Annotated in this window: 13 protein-coding genes and 4 pseudogenes; 7 read left to right on the top strand and 10 right to left on the bottom strand. The window is 62.6% G+C overall.

Annotation, left to right across the window (positions count from 1 at the left end; genetic code table 11):
- Positions 1–5: 5 nt before the first annotated feature.
- Positions 6–1330: pseudogene (ltrA, locus tag THL1_RS02865) on the bottom strand (group II intron reverse transcriptase/maturase).
- A 662-nt stretch (positions 1331–1992) separates the two neighbouring features.
- Between ltrA and THL1_RS29460 the strand changes: the two are divergent.
- A pseudogene (locus tag THL1_RS29460) lies at positions 1993–2270 on the top strand (IS3 family transposase); the annotation flags it as partial.
- A gap of 2 nt (positions 2271–2272) precedes the next feature.
- On the opposite strand, the pseudogene THL1_RS29455 reads toward THL1_RS29460, so the two are convergent.
- From THL1_RS29455 to glaH, 9 genes and pseudogenes are all read right to left on the bottom strand, one after another.
- Positions 2273–2359, bottom strand: a pseudogene (locus THL1_RS29455) (ATP-binding protein); the annotation flags it as partial.
- A gap of 314 nt (positions 2360–2673) precedes the next feature.
- Positions 2674–2940, bottom strand: a complete 267-nt coding sequence (locus THL1_RS02855; RefSeq protein ID WP_145928249.1) for a hypothetical protein — start codon at positions 2938–2940, stop codon at positions 2674–2676.
- Positions 2941–3735: 795 nt separating this feature from the next.
- On the bottom strand, positions 3736–4716 hold the full coding sequence (locus THL1_RS02850; RefSeq protein WP_069081868.1) for an IS5 family transposase: 981 nt from the start codon (positions 4714–4716) through the stop codon (positions 3736–3738).
- A gap of 149 nt (positions 4717–4865) precedes the next feature.
- A pseudogene (locus THL1_RS31230) lies at positions 4866–6497 on the bottom strand (sensor domain-containing diguanylate cyclase); the annotation flags it as partial.
- 225 nt (positions 6498–6722) lie between these two features.
- A complete protein-coding gene (gene gabP / locus THL1_RS02830) occupies positions 6723–8123 on the bottom strand; it encodes a GABA permease (RefSeq protein WP_069081864.1) in 1401 nt (466 codons plus the stop codon).
- Positions 8124–8257: 134 nt separating this feature from the next.
- Complete coding sequence (gene gabT, locus THL1_RS02825) at positions 8258–9535, bottom strand: 4-aminobutyrate--2-oxoglutarate transaminase (RefSeq protein WP_069081863.1); 1278 nt, start codon at positions 9533–9535, stop codon at positions 8258–8260.
- Between the two features lie 89 nt (positions 9536–9624).
- Positions 9625–11073, bottom strand: coding sequence for an NADP-dependent succinate-semialdehyde dehydrogenase (gene gabD, locus THL1_RS02820; protein ID WP_069081862.1), 1449 nt, complete (start codon positions 11071–11073; stop codon positions 9625–9627).
- 38 nt (positions 11074–11111) lie between these two features.
- On the bottom strand, positions 11112–12362 hold the full coding sequence (gene lhgO, locus THL1_RS02815) for an L-2-hydroxyglutarate oxidase (protein WP_069086389.1): 1251 nt from the start codon (positions 12360–12362) through the stop codon (positions 11112–11114).
- 132 nt (positions 12363–12494) lie between these two features.
- Positions 12495–13472, bottom strand: coding sequence for a glutarate dioxygenase GlaH (gene glaH / locus THL1_RS02810; RefSeq protein ID WP_069081861.1), 978 nt, complete (start codon positions 13470–13472; stop codon positions 12495–12497).
- Positions 13473–13654: 182 nt separating this feature from the next.
- On the opposite strand from glaH, the gene csiR reads away from it, so the two are divergent.
- From csiR to THL1_RS02780, 6 genes are all read left to right on the top strand, one after another.
- Positions 13655–14356 (top strand): DNA-binding transcriptional regulator CsiR, encoded by a 702-nt coding sequence (csiR, locus tag THL1_RS02805; protein ID WP_069081860.1) that lies wholly within the window; start codon positions 13655–13657, stop codon positions 14354–14356.
- Between the two features lie 524 nt (positions 14357–14880).
- Positions 14881–16218: a purine-cytosine permease family protein gene (locus THL1_RS02800; protein ID WP_069081859.1), complete on the top strand. Its 1338-nt coding sequence runs from the start codon at positions 14881–14883 to the stop codon at positions 16216–16218.
- 66 nt (positions 16219–16284) lie between these two features.
- Positions 16285–17460: a porin gene (locus tag THL1_RS02795; RefSeq protein WP_069081858.1), complete on the top strand. Its 1176-nt coding sequence runs from the start codon at positions 16285–16287 to the stop codon at positions 17458–17460.
- A gap of 227 nt (positions 17461–17687) precedes the next feature.
- Positions 17688–19433, top strand: coding sequence for a hydantoinase B/oxoprolinase family protein (locus tag THL1_RS02790; RefSeq protein WP_069081857.1), 1746 nt, complete (start codon positions 17688–17690; stop codon positions 19431–19433).
- A 13-nt stretch (positions 19434–19446) separates the two neighbouring features.
- Complete coding sequence (locus tag THL1_RS02785; RefSeq protein WP_069081856.1) at positions 19447–21531, top strand: hydantoinase/oxoprolinase family protein; 2085 nt, start codon at positions 19447–19449, stop codon at positions 21529–21531.
- 98 nt (positions 21532–21629) lie between these two features.
- A complete protein-coding gene (locus THL1_RS02780) occupies positions 21630–22586 on the top strand; it encodes a helix-turn-helix domain-containing protein (RefSeq protein ID WP_069081855.1) in 957 nt (318 codons plus the stop codon).
- Positions 22587–22835: the final 249 nt, after the last annotated feature.

Here is a 22835-nt window from a genome sequence, read left to right as displayed (position 1 = left end):
GGCAGTTACCTGCCACCCCCCGCACAGATCCGTACGTGCGGAACTACCGCATACGGCTCCTGCCTCAGGTACGTGACGCGAAGCGATCCTCTGGGTAAGGATGTGCATTTCTGGGACTCGGAATATAAAGGTCTGCAAGGCGTCCAAAGCGCGACCATTGGAGTCGGTTACGCTGGCTGCGCCGCTTGAGGGCTTGCCGCCAAAGGCGACATACCGCCAACCGAAAGCCGCCAAGTCGTATCAGATTTCCCGGCACCGCGTGGTAGTTAAAATATCCACTGACCACCCGGGCAAGCCACTGACCTACGACTGGAACAGACTCGTGACGTCGGCGCTTCAGTTCTTCCCGAATAGCCAGCAGCGTCGCACGCATCCGCTTCTTTACCGTCAGTCGCCGGATTTGAAACCCACCGCTTCTGTTGGTACTACAACAGTGCGTGAATCCCAGGAAATCGAACGTCTCCGGTTTACCTAGCCCTCGCCGCCTGCGATTCTCAGCCGCGAAACGACCAAACTCAATCAGCCGTGTCTTCGAGGCATTGAGGGATAAACCGAACCGGGCCAAGCGTTCCTGCAATTGCACCAGAAACTGCTGAGCCTGCCATTGCGTCCTGAAACCCACCACGCTGTCGTCCGCGTAGCGCACAACGATCACATCGCCACGGGCATGCCGCTGGCGCCACTGCCTTGCCCACAGATCCAGCACGTAGTGAAGATAGATATTCGCCAGCAACGGCGATATCACTGCGCCTTGGGGAGTCCCTTTGGTCGCAGCCAACCTACGGCCATCCTCCATTACTCCCGCTTGAAGCCATTTGCAGATGAGTCCGAGCATGCGCCGGTCTGCAATTCGGTGTCCTAGAAACATCAGCATCCATTCATGGTCGATCTCATCAAAGAACGACGTGATATCCGTTCTAATATCCAGTTCACCTTCTGGCCCTTGAGCGCGACCGTCAACGCATCCAGCGCATCGTGCTGGCTACGTCCCGGCCGAAACCCATACGAGAAACCTAGAAAGTCCTCTTCATAGATCGCATTCAGAACAGTAACGACTGCCTGCTGTACGATCTTGTCCTCCAAAGAGGCAATGCCCAGCGGACGCTGCCTACCGTCAGCTTTGGGGATATAGACCCGCCGTGACGGCGTTGCCCGATAGGCTCCACTGTGGAGCCTTGCGTGCAAGGTGCTCACCCGTTGGTGAAGATTTCCTTCGTATTCCCGCCACGAGATGCCGTCCCACCCCCACCGCCGCATTGCGGCGCAGCGCGTAGAAGCTCTGCGCCAATAACTGCGGTGTGATGTGGTGCAGCAATGCCGTGAACTGCATACCCTTGTTCCTTCGGGCTGCTTCACGTACACCTTCAAGTCCCATCGACGCGCAACTGATCCGGCTCAGTGTCCGGGGCGCGGGGGGCCTGTCGGTGTTTCCCTTGGCTACGTCCCTTTCCTCCACCATCTCCGCCGGGGCAAGCCCTTTGTTCGATGGTTTCTCAGGTACTACGGACGTATCCGACTTCTCAGCGACGTGGACGGCAGGGTTACGGCTTTTGGCCTTGCCTGCCCCGCCCGGTGCTCGCGCACCGGGCACCGCTGAGATCTCCCAGTTTCTGTACGAAGGACTTCCCGACGTGCGCAGGGTCTCCGACCGCGCGGGATCAGAGCATGACTGGCGTATAGCGCCATGCTCCGTGTTGCCTTCTGCTTCGCTTAACAGCATCGGCATCCCGGATTCCTGATTACGCGGCTCAATGGCTGGCCCATCGGTTTCCCCTGTCAACGCTTCACCCTGCACCTCACGGTGCAACATGCATGACTCGGGGTCTGGTTGATTCGCCATTTCTTACCAGTATCGAACTTTCATCGACTATCCTCCGCCAGCTTTAACTGGCGCACTAAGCGTACGCCGAACTCACCTTGCGTGATTCAGGCAGGTATCCACTGATGCGGCAGCAGTTGATCGATCTCACTTGCCCGCTGCGTCGGCAGGCCGAGCGCGAGCAGGCGCGTGCCGACAAGAAACGCATCCGTGAACTGGAGCGCGAGCTGCGCCGTAAGGACAAGGCGCTGGCTGAGGCTGCCGCGATCCTGGTGCTGCGAAAAAAGCTCAATGCCTACTGGGGCGACGACAGCGAGGACAGCTGACCTCGTTGCCAGGACGGCAGCAATTCGTTGACTGGATGACTGAAGCCGTGGCGACCGGGGCCCGTAAAGCCGTGGCCTGCGAAGAGCTGGGTATATCCCTGCGCACCCTGCAACGCTGGACAGCCGAGGCCTTGTGAGCCAGGGCGCAGGCCAGCCAGGTTTTGCCGACGCCGGTGGGGCCGCCGATGATCACGTTAAGGCCGTCGCGTACCCAGTATCGACATATTGCTGTTCTGAAGCCGTTCAGACATGCCAGATTCCCTGGCACGGCGTTGTAGTTGAAATAGCCGCTGACCACACGATTGAGCCACCGCCCTGAACCCAAACGGGTTCATGACGACGGCGTTGTAGCTCATCCCGAGTTGTTGAGGAATACAAACAAAACCGGGGCGAACACTGCCACCTTGATGCCCAACTCCACTAGGGCCGCCAGGCCATCAATGGACTTTCGGAAATTTAAGGTAGAGATGGATGCCTTCAAACCTTCCTATGCACTTACTTCATTTGAACATGGAATTTATGGAGAATTTACCGCACCACTTCAATTAACTCATCAATCAATCCATCGAGCTCCCTGACGTTCTCAATCAGTTGATCTGACATGCTTATTGCAAGTATCGATAGATCATTGTCACTAGCCGAAACAGAAAGCTCAACTAGAAGCTCAGAGGCCAACTCACAATTGAAGGCCATGGACCGCAAGGTTTCCACAAGACTCATCAACACCCCCTTGCAAAAATCAGAAAGAACCACCATCAAGGTCAGTTTTACCTTCTCAATAAGCCACAGAGACACTAACATCACAAATAATAACAACTCACATTAGAGCACTCACAATCAAGAAAACTTCAACAGGCATAGACACCTATAAATATGGTAAGCCCTCCGCCCTCAAATCCCCCTCCCACCTCAAAGGCAATCCAATTTTTTATGAGCTCTGAAAAAGTTGATGCGCCCAGCTTCCCATGACACGGGACCAATGGATATCAACAGCCCTCTTTCTAAATCTTAGATGACATGCAACTTCCTTACTAGTCATACCTTATACCATTAAAAAATACCTCCCACTCCCTTTCCGCCAGACACAAGATACACCCTTCGCACTCGTTCTTGACAAGCTTTTGTGCGCGCATTTCCGCACAATGTTTAATGCCAGCTCAAGCTTCTCTAAAGGCTTCCGCTCACTAGAAGGCTTTTCAAAAAGATCTATCTCGCCCGTTTTCAGGTCGCGGTAGGAATGGCAGTCACCTGCCCCCCCCCCACACAGATCCGTACGTGCGGAATTACCGCATACGGCTCCTGCCTTGGGTTTTAACGCCGAAGCGGATTATGGGTGCGGATTCCACGCCATTCGGACACTCAGTCCACGCAGATCCGGACACCTGTTCCACGGTCATTCGGACAGGCAGTCGGAGCGCAGCGACGCAGGGTTGGCATTGTTAGGGATGGTCTGAAATAGCCACGTATTCCTGGCTGACTTCAGCGCCCGCCGATTTTTGAAAGCGGCCAATCGATCAAAAACACTCAGATCATCAGCGCTTCCCTATCTTTTTCGCCGCCGCGGGCATCTCGCGACGGCCAGTTTCCGCATTACAGACGCACCTCGCCTGTAGTGGCCAGCACATGCCGGCGCGCCATCCACAGGTTCGACAGCGCGAACAGCGTCACCAGTTGTGCGGTGTTCTTCATCAGCCCACGGAAACGTACCTTGGTGTAGCCAAACTGCCGTTTGATCACGCGGAAGGGGTGTTCGACCTTGGCGCGGATCTGGGCCTTGGCCTTCTCAATCTTGCGGATCGCCTTGTACAAGGCGCTGCGCTTGCCCAGCTGCTGGTAGGTGCTGCGCCAGGCCGTAATTTGCCAGATGACCTGGCGCCCCGAATGCTCTTCACGCTTCTCGACCCCGGTGTAGCCCGCATCGGCACACACCACGTTCTTCTCGCCATGCAGCAGCTGGTCGACCTGGGTGACGTCCGCGACATTGGCCGCCGTGACCACCACACTGTGCACCAGTCCCGATTCATCGTCGGCGCCAATGTGCGCTTTCGCGCCGAAATACCACTGGTTGCCCTGCTTGGTCTGGTGCATGTCCGGGTCGCACTGGCCGTCCTGGTGCTTGGTCGAACTCGGCGCCTGGATCAGCGTGGCATCGACGATGGTGCCCTGGCGTAGCGGCAGGCCGCGGTCGCCCAGGTAGCCATTGATCACCGCCAGAATCCCAGCCGCCAGCTCGTGCTTCTCCAGCAGGCGGCGGAAGTTGAGGAGGGTGGTGTCGTCGGGAATGCGCGCCAGGCTCAGCCCGGCAAACTGGCGCAGGATAGTGGTTTCGTACAGCGCCTCCTCCATCGCCGGATCGCTGTAGCCGAACCAGTTCTGCAGCAGGTGCACGCGCAGCATCGCCAGCAACGAATAGGCCGGACGACCGCCTTCACCCTTCGGGTAGTGCGGCTCGATCAGGGCAAGCAAGCCCTGCCACGGCACCACCTGCTCCATCTCGATCAGGAACAACTCCTTGCGAGTCTGCTTGCGCTTGCCGGCGTCCTCAGCGCCGGCGAAGGTCATCTGCTTCATCGGGCAACTCATGCAACGGGATTGGCGTATTTCACCAGATTCAGGAAGTCTTCTTCAGATCCCTAGCTTGGATGCCCGCCTACCATAACAAAACGCTGGGGACCGATGCCTGTTACGTTGAGCTATACAGGCACAGGTCAGCCATGTGTTCGCTCCTCGCCATGCAGTACGGGTGACTCGGCGAGTTCGTGCTGGATGCGCTGGGCGAAGGTCATGGCCTCGTCGATATTCGCGTTGCTCAGCACCACCGCAAACTCTTCACCCCCCATCCGACCAGCAGCATCGGTCTTGCGCAGCTGCGCCCACAGGATCGCTGCGAAATGCCGCAGGGCCTGGTCACCCACGGAGTGGCCCCAGCGGTCGTTGATCGCCTTGAAATGGTCCAGGTCGAACATCAAGATGGCCGCGCTGTGGCCGGCGGAGCGCTGTACATGCGCCAGTTCGGCTTCGAGCAGCTGAATGAAGTGTCGATTGTTGGACAGCTGGGTAAGGAAGTCCGTGGTGGCGAACACCTGCAGCTCGGCCTCGATCTGCTTGCGTTCGGTGACATCGGTGATGAAGCCGTGCCAGAGCACGCCACCGTCCTCCAGCCCCCTGGGGCGCGCATCGCCCTGGCGCCAGAGGATCCCCTGCCCCGGCAGCTGCACCCGGTACTCGAGGTGCCAGGGTGTCAGGTCTTTCGCGGAGGCCTCGAAGGAAGCCAGGTATCGCGGCAAGTCGTCCGGGTGGATGATCGCTTGCAGCGCCTCCGCTCTTCCCGCCAGTTGCTCCGGCGTGAGCCCGTAGATATCCCGAACCCCGGCGCTGACATAGGAAAAAAAACGAGGTACCGTCCGGACTACGGCGGTACTGGAAGTACCATGCCGGGAATCTCGTTGGTCAGGTCGGTCATCAGCTCTGCGGTCTGCTTGACCTGCTCGGACATGGCGCGCATGGCAGTGATGTCGGTGGTGGTGCCAATCATGCGCAACGGGTTGCCAGCCTCGTCGCGTTCGACCACCTTGCCGCGGCTGCAGACCCATTTGTAGCTCCCGTCCCGGCAACGGAGGCGATGTTCCACTTCGTAAGCGTCGGTTCGCTGGTCAAAGTGAGCCTGGATTGTCGCTTTCACATAATCGAGGTCCGCCGGATGGACCCGCCTGTAGCTCTCCTCGATGCGATTGCCGACTTCGTGCTCGGCATACCCCAGCATCGCTTTCCAACCGGTGGAATAATGAATCTCGCCGGTGACTGCATTGCGGTCCCAGATACCGGTACCGCTGCCCGCGATGGCCAGGACCATGCCTTTCGCTCGCGCGCAGCGCATCCAGCTCCCGCGCCAGACGGGCATCTGCGGCTTCCCGCGCGAGCAGGTTGGCAGCCAGTAGCGCAAGCTCCCGAAGCACGTGCTGCTGCGCCTCGTCCAGTTCACGGGGTTGATCGTGCAGCAGGCACAACATGCCGAGCACGCCAACGTCTGCGGCCAGCAATGGGCAGCCTGCAAAAAAACGCACGTTAGGGGCAGCTACAACCAGGTCGTGATTACGGAAGCGCTCATCGCAATGGGCATCGGGGACGACGAGGACGGTGTCGGTGCAACCCAGGGGTTCCCCAAAGCGACTGATCCAGGACGCCTTGCCAAAAGCCAGGCCGTCGCTGGCTTTGACCTGCTGGCGTTCCTCGGCGCCAGTCGTGACCAGCGCGGCGATGACGCCGAAATGGCATCTGGCCAGGCGCGCTAGACCATCGAATCGCTCATCGTTGGCGCTCTCCGGCACCTTGATAGAATACAAGGGCTGCATCTGGACTCTGCTTCGCCAGGACTGTAATGAGCCGCCTGGCGTTTATCGGCCATAGGAGTCTGGCGTCTACCCATAATGGCGATCTGACGTCATGCCCCCGAGAAAGCGCCGACAGCTTCGTAGGGGGGATTCTCTTCAAGACGTATCAGAGACGTAGCCCGGACTGAAATCCGGGGGCTTGGTACAGGCACTCCCCGGACTGAAGTCCGGGCTACGTTTGCAGGATCAGCTTTCGGATACCTGCAGGTTACCCACGGCAAGTTCCTCTTTCGCGCGGCGGCGCGTCACCAGCAGGCCGGAGCAGACCACGAGGATGCTCAGCACGGCGGTGGCGAGGACTTCGATGCGGTGGTCCGGACGGAACAGCATCACCACCAGCACGCTGATGATGAAAGCGATCACGCCCCAGGTCAGCCAGGGGAACAGCCACATGCGGTACTGGATCGGCTTGCCTTCGGCGATCAGTTGCTTGCGCATGCGCAGTTGCGAGATGGCGATGACCAGGTACACCAGCAGTGCGATGGCGCCGGAACTGGCCATAAGGAAACCAAACACCTTGGCGGGTACCAGGTAGTTGGCGATTACGGTCAGGAAGGCGGCGGCGGTGGACAACAGCACGGCGTAGATCGGGGTGCCGCTGCTGGTGGTGACGCATGCGCAGGCCGGTGCATCGCCGCGACGGCTCAGGGAATAGAGCATGCGCGATGCGATGTAGAGCGAGGAGTTGAGGCAGCTGGTTACCGAAGTCAGCACCACGACGTCGATGATGGCCTTGGCGTGAGGCACGCCGAGCGTATCCAGCACGGTGATGTAGGAGCCTTCGCTGGCCAGGCGCGGGTCGGTCCAGGGCACCAGGGCGACGACGATGAAGATCGACAGGATGTAGAACAGCGTGATCCGCCAGATCACCGAGTTGGTGGCCTTGGAGATTTGCTTTTCCGCCGCGTCGGACTCGGCCGCCGCGATGGTCACCACTTCAGCCCCGAGGAAGGAGAACATGGTGATCAGCATCGCGCTGAGCACCGCGCCGAAGCCGTTGGGCATGAAGCCGCCGGTGTCCCACAGGTGCGAAACGCCACTGACGCCGGTGCTGGGCAACAGGCCAAGAATGGCGCAGGCCCCGAGGATGATGAAGCCGACGATCGCCGCCACCTTGACCAAGGCCAGCCAGAACTCGAACTCGCCATAGTTCTTCACGCTGAACAGGTTGGTCACGGTCAGCAGCAGGGTGATCGCAAGCGACAACACCCAGATATCCAGTTGCGGTATCCAGGTGTTGAGGATGGTGGCGGCGATGTTGGCCTCGATGGGAATCACCAGGACCCAGAACCACCAGTAGAGCCAGCCGATGGTGTAGCCGGCCCATTTGCCGATGGCACGGTCGGCGTAGGTGGAGAAGGATCCGGTATCCGGCGAGGCGACGGCCATTTCGGCCAGCATGCGCATGACCAGTACGACCAGCCCACCGGCGAAAATGTAGGCCAGGATGGTGGCCGGACCGGCTTCGGCGATGGCCCGACCGGAGCCAACGAAGAGTCCGGCGCCGATCACGCCGGCAATGGAAAGCATGGTGACATGCCGTGACTTCAACCCATGACTCAGGTTGTTCTTCTTGTGCGACTGCATGGCATTACCTTTGTTCTTGTCGTGCACGTTTGCACCGCGCGAACGCCCGGCGCGAACCCAAAAAAGCCCGTCCTGCCCGAGACGGTTTCCGGGCAGGGACGGGTGAGCAAGGGACCAGGGGTGACTCAAAGGCCTCAGGCCAGCTCGTCGAAGCACTCGCCGATAATGGCCAGTCCGCGCTCCAGATCAGCATCGCTGACCGTCAGCGGGACCAGGATGCGCAGGACGTTGTAGTAGGTGCCGCAGGAAAGCAGGATCAGGCCCTTCTCGCGCGCCTTGGCGACCACCTTGCCGGTGAGTTCGGCGGCCGGCTTGCTCAGGTCACCGCCCTCGAACAGCTCCACGGCGACCATGGCGCCGAGGTTGCGCACGTCCACCAGGCTGTTGTGGCGCTCACCGATCTGGCGCAGGCCGGCGGTGAGGATTTCACCCACGGACTTGGCGCGATCCAGCAGCTTCTCGCTCTCGAAAGCTTCGATCACCGCCAGTGCCGCGGCACAGGAGATCGGGCTGCCGGCGTAGGTGCCACCCAGTCCACCCGGGGCAACGGCATCCATGACGTTGGCACGGCCGGATACGCCCGCCAGCGGGAAACCACCGGCGATGGACTTGGCGAAGGTGGTCAGGTCGGCAGCTACCCCCATCTGTTCCATGGCGAAGAAAGTGCCGGTGCGGCCGGCGCCGGTCTGTACTTCGTCGGCGATCAGCAGGATGCCGTGCTGGTCGCACAGGGCGCGCAGGCGGGCCATGAAGTCCTTCGGCGCGACATTGAAGCCACCCTCGCCCTGCACCGGCTCGAGGATGATCGCGGCGATGTCGCTGGGTGCGGCGTCGTTCTTGAAGATGCGTTCGATGCTGGCCATCGCATCGTCCACCGAGACGCCGTGCATCGCGTTCGGGTATTCGGCGCGGTACACACCGCCCGGCATCAGGCCCATGCCAGCGGAATACGGAACCACCTTGCCGGTCAACGACAGGGTGTACTGGGTGCGGCCGTGGTAGGCGCCGGTGAAGGCAATCACGCCGTTACGGCCGGTGGCGGCGCGGGCGATCTTGATGGCGTTCTCAACAGCTTCGGCACCGGTGGTGACCAGCAGGGTCTTCTTCTCGAAGCTGCCCGGCACCAGTTGGTTGATCTTCTCGGCCAGGGTCACGTAGGGCTCGTAGCCGAACACGTGGAAGCAGGTGTGGGTCAGTTTGGCCAGCTGTTCCTGGACGGCGGCCATCACCTTCGGGTGCAGGTGGCCGGTGTTCAGCACGGCGATGCCACCGGCGAAGTCCAGGTACTCACGGCCCTCGACGTCCCACACGGTGGCGTTCTCAGCACGCTCGGCGAAGATCTGGTGGATCTGCCCGACGCCACGAGGAATGGCGGCCATACGGCGTTGTTGCAGGCTCTGGTTGGTGTTCATGCGCACTCCAATATTCAGTCGCACCACACCAGAGGTCGCCAGCGCGGCTGGCGACCTCTGGTGCAGGAATGGGTTGTGATCCGCCGTGCTTACACGCCGATGCAGAGGTATTTGATTTCCAGGTAGTCATCGATGCCGTACTTGGAGCCTTCGCGGCCCAGGCCCGAGGCCTTGACACCGCCGAAGGGCGCCACTTCGTTGGAGATGATCCCGGTGTTGATGCCGACGATGCCGTACTCCAGGGCCTCGGCCACGCGGAACACGCGGCCCAGGTCGCGGGCATAGAAGTAGGCAGCCAGGCCATACTCGGTGTCGTTGGAGAAGGCGATGACTTCGTCTTCATCCTTGAAGCGGAACAGCGGCGCCAGCGGACCGAATGTCTCTTCCTTGGCCACGGCGGCGTTTTTCGGTACGTCGACCAGGATGGTCGGCTCGAAGAAGGTGCCGCCCAGGCTGTGCGGCTTTCCGCCGGAAACGACACGGGCGCCCTTGGCGACGGCGTCCTCGATGTGCTCCTGGACCTTGGCCACGGCCTTGGCGTCGATCAGCGGGCCGGTGGTGATGCCGTCTTCCAGACCGTTGCCGATCTTCAGCCGGGCCACGGCGGCCTGGAGCTTGTCGACGAAGGCGTCGTACACGCCATCCTGCACATAGAGGCGGTTGGCACAGACGCAGGTCTGGCCGTTGTTGCGGTATTTGGAAATCAGCGCGCCTTCCACGGCGGCATCCAGGTCCGCGTCGTCGAAGACGATGAAGGGCGCGTTGCCGCCCAGTTCCAGCGACACCTTCTTGATGTCCTTGGCGCATTCGGCCATCAGCTGGCGGCCGATTTCGGTGGAACCGGTAAAGGTCAGCTTGCGCACGATGGGGTTGCTGGTCAGCTCGCCGCCGACTTCACCGGCACTGCCGGTGACCACGTTCAGCACGCCTTTCGGAATGCCGGCACGCTCGGCCAGTTCGGCCAGGGCCAGGGCGGAGTACGGGGTCTGCGAGGCAGGCTTGAGCACCATGGTGCAGCCAGCGGCGAGCGCCGGGCCGGCTTTGCGGGTGATCATCGCCGAGGGGAAGTTCCACGGGGTGATGGCAGCGGTGACGCCGATGGGCTGCTTGATCACCATCAGGCGCTTGTCGGCCTGGTGGCCGGGGATCATGTCGCCGTAGACGCGCTTGGCTTCTTCACCGAACCACTCGAGGAAGGACGCCGCGTAGGCAATTTCGCCACGGGACTCCACCAGCGGCTTGCCCTGCTCCAGGGTCATCAGGCGGGCCAGGTCGTCCTGGTTCTGCATCATCAGTTCGAACCAGCGGCGCAGCCGGTTGGCGCGTTCCTTGGCGGTCAGCGCACGCCAGGCTGGCAGGGCGCGTTCGGCGGCTTCGATGGCGCGACGGGTCTCGGCGGCGCCCATTTTCGGCACGCTGCCGATCAGCTCGCCAGTGGCCGGGTTGCTCACCTTGAGGGTCTGGCCGTTGTCGGCATCGACCCAGGCGCCGTCTACATATGCCTGCTGGCGGAACAGGGTGGAGTCTTTCAGTTGCACGCTTGTCATCCTCTGGATTGGGCGGCGGTGACGTCGGCTCAGCCGGCGGCCCGCTGCTTGTTATCGGTGGCTTTGACGGTGAAGCGGGTGCCGGAGACGGCGATCTGCTCACGGACCTTGTCAACGATGTGGGCGCCGATCGGGATCGCGGAGGTAGCGGCGGGCGACGGTGCGTTGCACACGTTCACACTGCGCGGGGTGTTCACGAAGAGGAAGTCATCGATCAGCTTGCCGTCGCGGGACACCGCCTGGGCGCGCACGCCGGCCGGATAGGGGGTGAGATCGGCCTTGGTGATGCTCGGGCAGTACTTCTGCACTTCCTTGAGGTAGCCGCCCTTGAACAGGGAGTTCTTCATCTCGATCAGGCCGGGGCGCAGGTTCTTCGCCAGCACCTTGAGGATGCCGGGGGACGTCAGGGTCTCGACCATGTCGGGAATCGAAATATCGGACTTGCGGTAGCCCTCGCGCTTCATGGCCAGCACGGCGCTGGGGCCAACGGTGACGGTGCCGTCGATCATCCGCGTCAGGTGCACGCCGAGGAACGGCATGGATGGGTCCGGAATCGGGTAGATCAGGTGGTTGACGATCTGGTTGTGCTGCTTGGGCAGCAGGTAGTACTCGCCCCGGAACGGGCAGATGATGAAGTTCGGCTCGATGCCGAGCATGCGCACCACGCGATCGGCCATCAGCCCCGAGCAGGTGATCAGGTAGCGACCATGGAACTCGTCGGTGCGGGTACGCACCACCACTTCATCGGCATGCTCGTCGAGGCCGGTGACTTCGGCGCTGAAGCGGATCTCGCCGCCGGCGGCCTGGAACTCGCGGCCCATCGCGGCGGTGACTTCGGCGTAGCTGACGATGCCACTGGAGGGCACGAAGATGCCGCCCATACCGACGATGTTCGGCTCGCGCTCGCGCAGTTCGGCGGCGGACAGCCAGTGGCGTTCCAGGCCGTTGGCGGCGGTGCGTTCCCAGAGCGCCTTCATGCGCTCCATCTCCAGCGCGTTGGTGGCCACCAACAGCTTGCCGCACTCGTCGTAACGGATGCCGTGCTTGTTGCAGAAAGCCTTGGTGGCCTTGTTGCCTTCCAGGCAGAAGCGCGCCTTGAGGCTGCCGGGGGTGTAGTAGACGCCGGCATGGATCACGCCGCTGTTGTGGCCGGTCTGGTGACGGGCCGGGCCGGACTCCTTCTCCAGGAGAAGAACCTTGGCATCCGGGTAAACCTGCATCAGCTGCATGGCCGTGGACATGCCCACGATACCGCCGCCGATGATGATGAAATCGTACACAGCCATTACCTCGCGCTTGGCGCAGCGGATAGGTGTTGGGCTTCGCTGCGCTCAGCGCCAACCTACGGTCGAACATTTGTGCCGGGCACGGCGAAGGGCCGCCCGTGGCAGCCCTCCGCCGCGCTCCATTGATTATTGACCGCGCAGGTAGCGGGGCTTCTGGTAGCTGATGAAGCCGCGCTGGCGCATCAATTCGCGACGCAGACCCTCGTGGGGGATGAAGCGGTCGCGGCCATGCAGCCAGAACAGGTTGTTGATGAGCACGAAGCTGCCCACCGGCACCGGCACGGACAGCTTCTGCGCGCTGCCTTCCAGGGATTCGGACAGGGCGTTCAGCCAGATGCCTTCCTCGAAGTTTTCCGGCTGCACGAACTGGTCGATGTAGCGCATGGTCGGGCGGCCTTCGGCGTCGGTATCGAACACCGGATGGAACACGTCCTCGCTGACCTTCTTGCTCGGCGGCGCGGTCCAGCGCATCTCGCGACGGGCCAGCGGGTGGCGGAAGAACTCGTCGCACTGCTCCCAGTCGTCCAGGTGCAACAGCAGGGAGTTGCCGCCTTCCATGTTCTTCTCGTCGATCTTCAGCATCAGCACGTAGTCGGTGATCTGGTTCACGAAGGTGCCGTCGTTGTGCAGCTCCATGACCCGGTGCGGCTGGCGCAGGTAACTGTCGGAGTTGTCGGTGTTGACCACTACGAAGCGGGCGTAGAACTGGCCGCTCATGGCGTCGTAGTTGGAACGGCCGATCAGGTGGGCGCAGGCGGTGGTGAATTTCACCATGTCCTCGGCCTGGCTCACGTCATCCAGCCCGACGGGCGTGATCAGCATGCCGCCGGAGGCGCGGCTCAGGATGGTGTTCAGCAGCACCGGGCGCAGGGTGCCTTCGCACAGGTCGTCGAGTATCTGGCCGAAGCGGAAGCGCAGGAAGGATTTGTACTCCAGGGCCTGGACCGGCCACTCACCCACCGCCTTGACGAAGGCCTCCACCGTTTCGCGGGCGAAGGTCAGCTGGAGCAGGCGCGGCGACTGCTGGGAGGGTGTGACGGTGAACCCCCGGGTCTCCAGCGGCATCGGCATCACAAGGTCCTCGATCTTCGTAAAGGCGTTCATGGCGGTTTCCTGGCAAAGAAGTGGTAGGCAGCGCCCGGATCAGGTGGGCGAGTGGAAAATATCGCCACAAACTAAAAATGTCTACATTTTTAAAAAACGAAAATAAAACGCACGTTTGTCCATTGTTTCTCGGTGAAAAGACGTTTCGGTATGATCCGCAAAACGTTGTGAGGAACAGCACCTTGGAAGCACTCGCCCCTCGTCAGAACTCGGCTTTCAGCGGGTATGAGTGGCTCAAGCAGGACATCATCCGTGGCGTGTTCAAGCCCGGTGAAAAGCTGCTGATGAGCACCCTGAAGGAACGCTACGACCTGGGCGTGGGCCCGCTGCGTGAAGCCCTGTCGCAATTGGTGGCGGAGAAGCTGGTGGTCGCCATCAGCCAGAAGGGCTACCGCGTGGCACCCATGTCCGTGGAAGAGATGAAGGACATCTACGACGCCCGCGCGAACCTGGAAGCAATGATCGTCGGCCTGGCCATCGAGCGCGGCGACGACGCCTGGGAAGCGTCGATCCTGGCCCAGTCCCATACCCTGGCCAAGGTGATGGAAGTGAAAACCCGCGAGCAGCGCCTGGATGTCTGGGACCAGCGCCACAAGGCGTTCCACACCGCCATCGCATCGGGCTGCAACTCCAAGCACCTGTTGCAGGCCCGCAGTTACCTGTTCGACCAGGCCGAACGCTACCGCCACCTCTGGCTGACCCAGACGGTGTTCTCCGAAGAAGCCCTGGAGCGCAAGCGCCAGGAACACGCCGCGCTGGTGGAAGCCATCCTCGCCCGCGACGCCGCGCGCGCCAGCGAGATGATGCGCACCCACCTGATGACCCCGGTGCCAATCATTGCCGAGATCATGCGGGCGGGTGGGTTGGGTAATACGGCGCGTTGATTGGCGTGTTTTGGGGCCGCTACGCGGCCCTTTGCGAGTAAACATCCACGTTCGTAGAACGTGGACCTGCTTTTTGCCCCCGAGAAGGGGGGGGAGCATGGCATCTGCGCCTGGCTCACCGCTGGACTTGTTGGAGCAAGGGGGACGCCGAGTTCTTGCTCGCGAATGTGGCACCGCTTTCGCCAGCAAGCTGGCTCCTACAAGACAACCGCCACGCCTCGCTCCTACAGAAAATCCCGACTTCATCCTGCTAGTCGGCACATTTCAATCGTCACAGGCAGAGCCGATGACTCAAGACCACGCCTTAAGGACGTGGTTTCCCAAGTTCAAATGAATTCGCCCCCACAGAAAAGCCGATACAACGCCATACCCTCTTTGTCGGACTGAATTCATTCACGCTGTAGGCCGACGGCCTGCCCTGTACACCCAAGCGCAAAAACTCATGCGCCAAACGCAAATCCACACCGGCCCGTTTTTCTTACTGTCTTGGAGCCTCTCACTCCAACAACAAGAAAGGTACGGTCATGGCTGGTGCACTCTCGAACAACGATTCATCCCCTGAACAATCCCAAGGCGCAGTGCCGGACTCGCAGCGGCTCAGCCGTGGCTCATTGACAATGGCCTGGTGGGGCATCTGCAGTGCGATGTTCTACCTGGTGGTCGCCGCCGCCCTGGCCATGGGCTACGGTACGGTCAATGCCATCATCGGCCTGGTGCTGTCGGTGGTCAGCTACGGCGTGATCAATGCGGTCATCACCCGCCACGCCATCGCCACCGGGCTGTCGGTGGCGCAGTTCTCCCAAGTGCTGTTCGGCAAGACTGGCGCTGCGCTGGCCACGCTGATTTTCAGCGCCACGGCGATCTATTACAGCGTCTTCGAAGGCTCTGTGATGGCAGTGGCCCTGCAGCACTACCTCCCTGCTATTGGCTTGCATGGCGCCTTCCTGCTGGTGGTCTGCTACAGCGTGTTACTGATCTTCGGCAACGCCATGCGCTGGCTCGACAAGCTCAACGGCGTACTGCTGCCCTTCTACCTGATCGGCCTGGTGGCAGCGGTGGCGATGGCCATCGCCGAGTACGGCTACTCGCCCGCCTGGCTGGCCATGGCGCCGGAAGGCGGGCCGGTCGAGCACGGCTGGTGGAACTGCTTCACCTACTTCATGGGTGTGTGGGTGCTGATGATGTACACTTGGGACTACGCCCGCTTCGGGCGCCAGGAAGACAGCCGCTACCACGCCCATTTCAACTTCGGCATGCCTTTCTATGCCGTCGCCTTCCTGCTCAACGGTCTGGTGGGCATCTTCCTTGCTGCCACCATCCCCACTGACGGTGGCTTGAGCGAAGTGTCGGTGGTGCTGGCAATCATCAAGCTGATGGGCTTGGCCGGCCTGCTGTTCGTCTGGATCAGCCAGACGCGCATCAACACTGGCAACTTTTTCCTCGCCGCCACCAACATGCAAGCCTTCTTCGCCCACCTGGGCCTGGCGCACGTGCCTTATGTTGCGTGGGCGCTGCTGACGGGGGCGGTGGTCTACCTGCTGATGCTGCTGGACGTGTTCAGCTACATCCTCCAGGCGCTGGCCTACCAGAGCATCTTCATCGTCGGCTGGGTGGCCATCACCCTGGCGCACATCCTCTTCTCGCGCACCGCGCAGTACCGCCTCGACGGCCTGCCAGCCTTCCGCGCCCGCGGCCTGTTCGCCTGGCTCGTCTCGGCGTCGGTCGGTATCGCCCTGCACACCAGTGGCGATGCCGACCTGGCCACCAGCTCAGCCCCGGCGGCCTTCCTGGTGGCCTTCCTCGGCTACCTCGCAGTGCCCGTCCTGTTCCGCCGTGCCCAGCCCCAGGGCGATCTCGGCTGATCCCCCCCGGCCGTCTCCGGGCGGCCCCTTTCTCCGCCATCCACAACAAGAACACCGGAGCGGTCAATGAACCTGCAACACACTCGGCTTAACTCGATTCTGGCAACCCTGCTCGCCGTCGGCCTCGCGCAGCCGGTCTACGCCGTGGAAATCACCGATAACCTCGACCTCGGCGGCGCCATCCGCGGGCGCCTGGACTATGACCCGGACCGGGACCTTTCCAAGTTCAGCTTCGATACCTTCTTTCTTACTGCGGACTACCACTCCGACACCTGGATCGCCGCCGCCAAGTACCGTTTCTATGGCGATGCCTACCCGTTTGACTACACCGACAAAGTAGGCGACATCGCCTTCGCCGAGTACGCCTGGGTTGGCTACAAGTTCTCCCCTGAGCAGCAACTGCAGGTGGGCCAGACGCCCATTCCGTTCGGCCTGCTGCCCTACTTCGGCAGCACCTTCTTCGAAAGCCTGGGCAACGTGATCGGCCTGGAAGACACCCAGGACATCGGCTTCAACTACTTGCAGCAAAGCGGCGACTGGGACCTGCAGGCGGCCTATTACCCGATCCCCGCCGAACAGGGCAAGGGCACCAGCCGTGGCGGGCGAACCTACGGCACCGGCGTGGCAACGGCAGATGATTACGTGGTGGACGGCAGTGACAACCACGAGAAGGACATCCTCGTCGGGCGCCTGGCGCGGCAGTTCGAGGCCGGCGGCTGGAAATCGGAAGTCGGCCTCTCGGGCCTCGCCTCGACGCTGGAGAACCAGGACACCGACCGAGACGGCCATCGCTATGCCGCCGCCCTGCATTTCTCCGGCAATCACGGCCCCTGGGGCATTCAAGCCCAGGCGGCAAGGCAGCAGATGACGCCGAAGAACCCCGGCGACGATCGTCTGGTGAGCTTCGGCAGCTTCGACGGCACCTTCAACGTCGCCGCCAAGGGCAACCTGTACCTCGCCGACCTCAGCTACGACATCGCCGGGCAATACGGCTGGCTGTCGGGCATCAAGCTCTACGCCAACTACAGCCTGTTCGACAAGGATGAAAGCGCCTTCCAGGACTCCCAGCGCTTCATCGCCGGCAGCTCCTTCAGCCTCGGCCCGCTGTGGATCGCCCTGGAGTGGCTGCACGGCAAGAACGACCCATATATCGGTGGCAGCAGCTACACCCAGAGCCTCGGCGCCGGCGGCAGCGAGCGCTGGGAAAACCAGCTCTACAGCAACATCGGGTACTACTTCTAGCCGCCCGACCTGAGCCCGCTTGCTGGCGAAGGCGCAGGCCCCCTTCGCGAGCAAGCTTGCTCCTACGTGGAATGCGCCCCGGTAATTCCCCTCCCCGAGTGCGCCAAAACGCAACAAGGGGTACACCCAGCGACAAGCCAGCCACCCCGCCCCAGCCGTAGCGTATACCCCATGGGCCGCGCGCAGACGGCCCTCACCCGAAACATAAAAACAAGCGTTGGTGCCCCATGAAAACAGTAGATCCGATCACCTTGGCGGTCGTGCGAGGCGCGCTGGAAACAGCGCAGCGCGAAATGACCCTGACCCTGGAGAAGACTGGCCGTTCCAGTGTCTTCAACCTTGCCCACGATTACTCCAACTCCCTGTTCGACCATCTCCCGGAGATGATCCTGCAAGGCCAGGACATCCCGATCCACCTGGGCTCGCTGATTCCCGCTATGAAGTGCGTGGCCGAGTTTTTCGGCGACGACATTGCCGAAGGCGACGTGATCTACCACAACGACCCCGCCTACAAAGGCAGCCACATCCTCGACTGCTGCATGTACAAACCGGTGTTCTACAAGGGCGAGCTGGTGTTCTGGACCGTGTGCAAGGGCCACCTCACCGACATCGGCGGCCCCGTACCGGCCGGCTACAACCCGGACGCCAAGGAAATCTACGCCGAAGGCCTGCGCATCCCGCCGGTCAAGCTGTGGGCCAATGGCAAGCGCCGTGAAGACGTGATCAACCTGATGCTCACCAACATGCGCGCCCGCCCCTACCAGGAGGGCGACCTCAACGCCCAGTTCGGCGCCTGCAGCGTCGGCGAAAGGCACCTGCTGGAGCTGCTCGACAAGTACGGCGTCGAGCAGGTTCGCGCCTGCATCGCCGAGCTGAAGAACATGGCCGACCGCCACATGCGCGCCCTGCTGCGCGACGTCCCGGATGGCCACTACAGCGGCACCGCCGTGCTTGAAGACTCTGGCCACGGCCTGGGTGAACTGGCCATCACCGCCCATGTGGAAATCCGCGGCGACCAGGCCCACGTGCGCATCGAAAGCCCGCCGCAGGTGCCCTATTTCATCAACTCCTACGAGGGCAACTCGGTATCCGGCGTCTACCTCGGGCTGATGATGTTCGCCCAGGTCGCCCCGCCCTATAACGAAGGGTTGTACCGCTGCGTCAGTGTCGACGTCGGCCCGCGCGGCACCCTGTGCAACGCCCAGGAGCCGGCGCCCCACGTCAACTGCACCACCACACCGATGGAAACCCTGGCCGACGCCGTGCGCCTGGCCCTGGAGCAGGCCTCGCCGCAGCGCGTCACCGCCTCCTGGGGTCACACCAGCGGCATCAACATCGCCGGCCGCGACCCGCGCAACGAGAACAGCGAGTACGTGACCATGGTCCTGGCCTCGATCATTTCCGGCGCTGGCGCCAACAAGGTGATGGATGGCTGGCATTCCCGCGGTCCGCTGTGCTGCTTCGGTGCACTGATGAGCGGCGACATAGAGTTGCTCGAACATGCGTACCCGGTGGTCATCCACCGCTACAGCCTGATGACCGATAGCGGCGGCGCCGGCGAATTCCGCGGCGGCTCCGGCACACGCCTGGAGATCGAGCCCCTGGCCCACGACATGACCATGGTCGGCTTCGGTGAAGGCCGGCAGCTGCCAACAGCCGGCGCGGCTGGGGCGCGCAACGTGTTGATCGAGCCAAAGCTCGGCCGGCTGATCCACCGCCAGGTCAACGGCGAGGAAACCCACTACATCCAGAACCCCATGCTCACCGTCCATCCGGGCGAGCGGATCATCAACATCAACCCGGGTGGTGGCGGCTATGGCGACCCGCTGCGTCGCCCCGTGGCCGCCGTGCTGGAAGACGTGCGCAACGGCCTGGTCTCGCCCAAGGGCGCAGCCCTGGAATATGGCGTGATCCTCGACGCCAAAGGCCACCTCGACGAAACCGCCACCCGCGCTGCCCGCGCCCAGTACTGATCGGAGATTCGACATGCGCAACCAATTTCGCCTGGGCATCGACGCCGGCGGCACCTTCACCGACTTCATCCTGGCCAACCGCGACGGCTCCGTGCAGCTGTTCAAGGCGCCCTCCACTCCGCAGGACGGCACCCTGGCCATCCGCGCCGGCCTCGCGCAGATCGCCGACGCCACCGGCCGCACGCCGGCGGACATCATTGCCAACTGCGACCTGTGCATCAACGGCACCACGGTAGCCCTCAACGCACTGATCGAGCGCACCGGCGTCAAAGTCGGCCTGCTCTGCACCGAAGGCCACGAGGACAGCCTGGAAATCCGCCTCGGCCACAAGGAAGAAGGCCACCGCTACGACGCTAACTACCCACCAGCGCACATGCTGGTACCGCGTCACCTGCGCCGCCCCATTGCCGGCCGTATCCTCAGCGACGGCCGTGAGCACAGCCCGCTGGATGAACGCGCCATTCATGACGCCATCGACTACTTCCGCGCCGAGGGCGTGGAGGCGGTGGCCATCTCCTTCGTCTGGTCGGTGCGCAACCCGAGCCATGAGAAGCGCGCCGCCGAACTGGTACGCGCCACCCTGCCCGGCGCCTTCGTCTGCACCGGTTTCGAAGTGTTCCCGCAGATCCGCGAATACACCCGCACCTCGACAACCGTGGTCAACGCCTACCTGAGCCCGGTGATGGGCCGCTACGTGGAACGCATCGACGCACTGTTCGAGGAACTTGGCGCCCAGCAGCCGGTGCGCTACTTCCAGTCCAATGGCGGCCTGGCGCCGGGCAATGTGATGCGCGATCGCGCAGTGAACGCCATCAACTCCGGCCCGGCCTCGGCGCCCCAGGCGGGCCTTTCGGTGGCTCGCCCCTTCGGCATCGACAATGTGATCACCGTCGACATGGGCGGTACCTCCTTCGACATCACCCTGACCAATGCCGGGCGCACCAACTTCAGCAAGGACGTGGACTTCCTCCGCCAACGTATCGGCGTGCCGATGATCCAGGTGGAAACCCTCGGCGCCGGCGGCGGCTCCATCGCCCACCTCGACGAGTTGGGCATGCTCCAGGTCGGCCCACGCAGCGCTGGCGCCAAGCCGGGCCCGGTGTGCTACGGCAAGGGCGGCACCGAGCCGACGGTGACCGATGCCAACCTGGCCCTAGGCTACCTGCCGGACGGCGCCCTGCTTGGCGGCAGCATCCGCCTCAACCGCCAGGCGGCGCTGGACGCCATCCGGCAGAAGATCGCCGACCCGCTGGGCATCAGCATCGAGCGTGCGGCCTTCGGCATCACCACGCTGGTCAACCTGAACATGGTCAACGGCATCCGCCGCGTGTCCATCGAACGCGGCCACGACCCGCGCGACTTCGCCCTGATCGGTGCCGGCGGCGCGGCGGGCATGCACGTGGTGCGCCTGGCCGAGGAAATCGGCATCCACACTGTGCTGATCCCCAAGGTCGCCTCCGGTCTGTGCGCCTTCGGCCAGATCCTCTCCGATGTGCGCTACGACCAGCTGACTACCCTGCCCATGCGCCTAGACGCCGGACACGTGAACCTGAGCCGGCTCAATCGCGCCCTGGCCGACCTGCGCCAGCAGGGTCTGGTCAACCTGCGTGACGACGGTTTCGGCGACGAGACCACTAGCTGCCACTACACCCTGGAAATGCGCTACCTCGGGCAAATCCACGAATGCAGCGTGCAACTGGAAGCACACCAGCTCGACGAAGCGGGCCTCGCCGCGCTCTGCGAGGACTTCCACGCGCTTCACAAGACCCTCTATTCCTACAGCGAAAAGGGCAGCCCGGTGGAGTTGGTGAACCTGGAGTGCTCGGTGATCGGTCACCTGCCACGCCCACCGCAACCCGAGCTGCAAGGTCCGGCCAACCCGCCGGCACCGGTTCCGGACAGCTTGCGCCCCATGCTGTTCAGCGCCGATGGCGACTGGCAGTCCACCGCCGTGTTCAATGGCAACCGCCTGCAACCCGGCCAGGCGGTGCAAGGCCCCTGCGTGATCGAGGAAGACACCACTAATATTGTGGTGCCACCGGGCTGGCAGGCGACCCTCGAGCCGTCCGCCACCTACCGGGTGACGCGCTGCGCTTGATGCGGCCCTGAATCACGCGGATTATTGGCCGACACACAGCGCGGCAGGCTCGACCTGCCGCGCTGTCCTCACAAGAGCAATAAGCACGAGGACACGCCATGCCCCATGAATCGTCGACCAGCAGCTGGTCGCAGCATGAACGGCAGGTGCGCTGGGCCGAGGCCATCAGCGCTACCTACTTCCCGCTGTCGCTGGAGTTCGACACAGGCAAGCCCTTCGACGGTCACCTGCAGGTCTGGGATACCCCAAGCAGCCCCGTCAGCCTCTCGCGCCTGCGCTCCAGCATGCTGGGTTATTCACGCAGCAAGGCCCAGGTCGGCGAGGACAACGAGGCCTTCTACCTGGTCACCGTGCCCCGCTGTACCGACGTGCATTTCGAGCAGGACGGCCGCCAGCTGAGCTGCGCGCCGGGCGGCTTCATCGTCGAACGCGGGGACGCGCCCTACCGCTTCCATTACGGTGCCGAGAACGATCTCTGGGTGCTCAAGCTGCCCGAACGGGCGCTGCGAGGTCACTTGCGCGGCCCCGAGCGCTACACCCGCTTCTGCTTCGGCGCCGAACGTGGCCTGGGGCGGATTTTCGTCGATCAACTGGGGCTGTGTGCCACCAACTTCGACGACTGCCCGTCCTCCGCCCGCCACCTGCTGCTGGAACAGACCCTGTCCACCTTGCTGCTGGTGTTGCAACAGGACGAACGCGTGCTCAGCAGCGAGAGCTCCAACCTTAGCGCCCTGCACCTGCAACGGGTCGAGCAGTTCGTTGCGCAGAACCTCGCCGACCCGGAGCTCTCCCCGCAATCCATCGCCAGCGCCTGCGGCCTGTCACTGCGCTACCTGCACAAGCTCTTCGCCGCCACGCCTTACACCCTCGGCGAGTGGGTGCGCCAGCAACGCCTGGAAGCCGTGCATCGCCAACTGCGTGATCCGCACTGCCACCTTTCCATCGGTGAACTCGCCTACCGCTGGGGCTTCAGCGATCAGGCGCAGTTCACCCGTGCCTTCCGCCAGCAGTACAACTGCACCGCCCGCGAGGTCCGCAACGCCCGCTCGCACTGAAGAACTTTCAGAAAGAATCCGCGCGCAGGGATGCGCCGCCAGCTGCTGACCCCGCTACCGATCATCGCCGAGATCATGCAGGCCGGTGGCCTGGACGGTATGGCACGCTGATCGGCCACCCGGGCGGGCGAAATCCCGCACCCGGCCATTGGCCTGTAAGGTCGCGCGCAACGGGTGGTTTTCTCGGTGCAGTCTCTCGTTGACCGGCTGCAAGTCCTCCAGCCGCCGGTGCATGTCCGCCATCGCCTC

The organism is Pseudomonas sp. TCU-HL1 (assembly GCF_001708505.1).
In the GTDB taxonomy this organism is placed as follows: domain Bacteria; phylum Pseudomonadota; class Gammaproteobacteria; order Pseudomonadales; family Pseudomonadaceae; genus Metapseudomonas.
The sequence above is the reverse complement of the archived record's forward strand: the minus strand, read 5'-3'. Positions and strand labels throughout refer to the sequence as shown.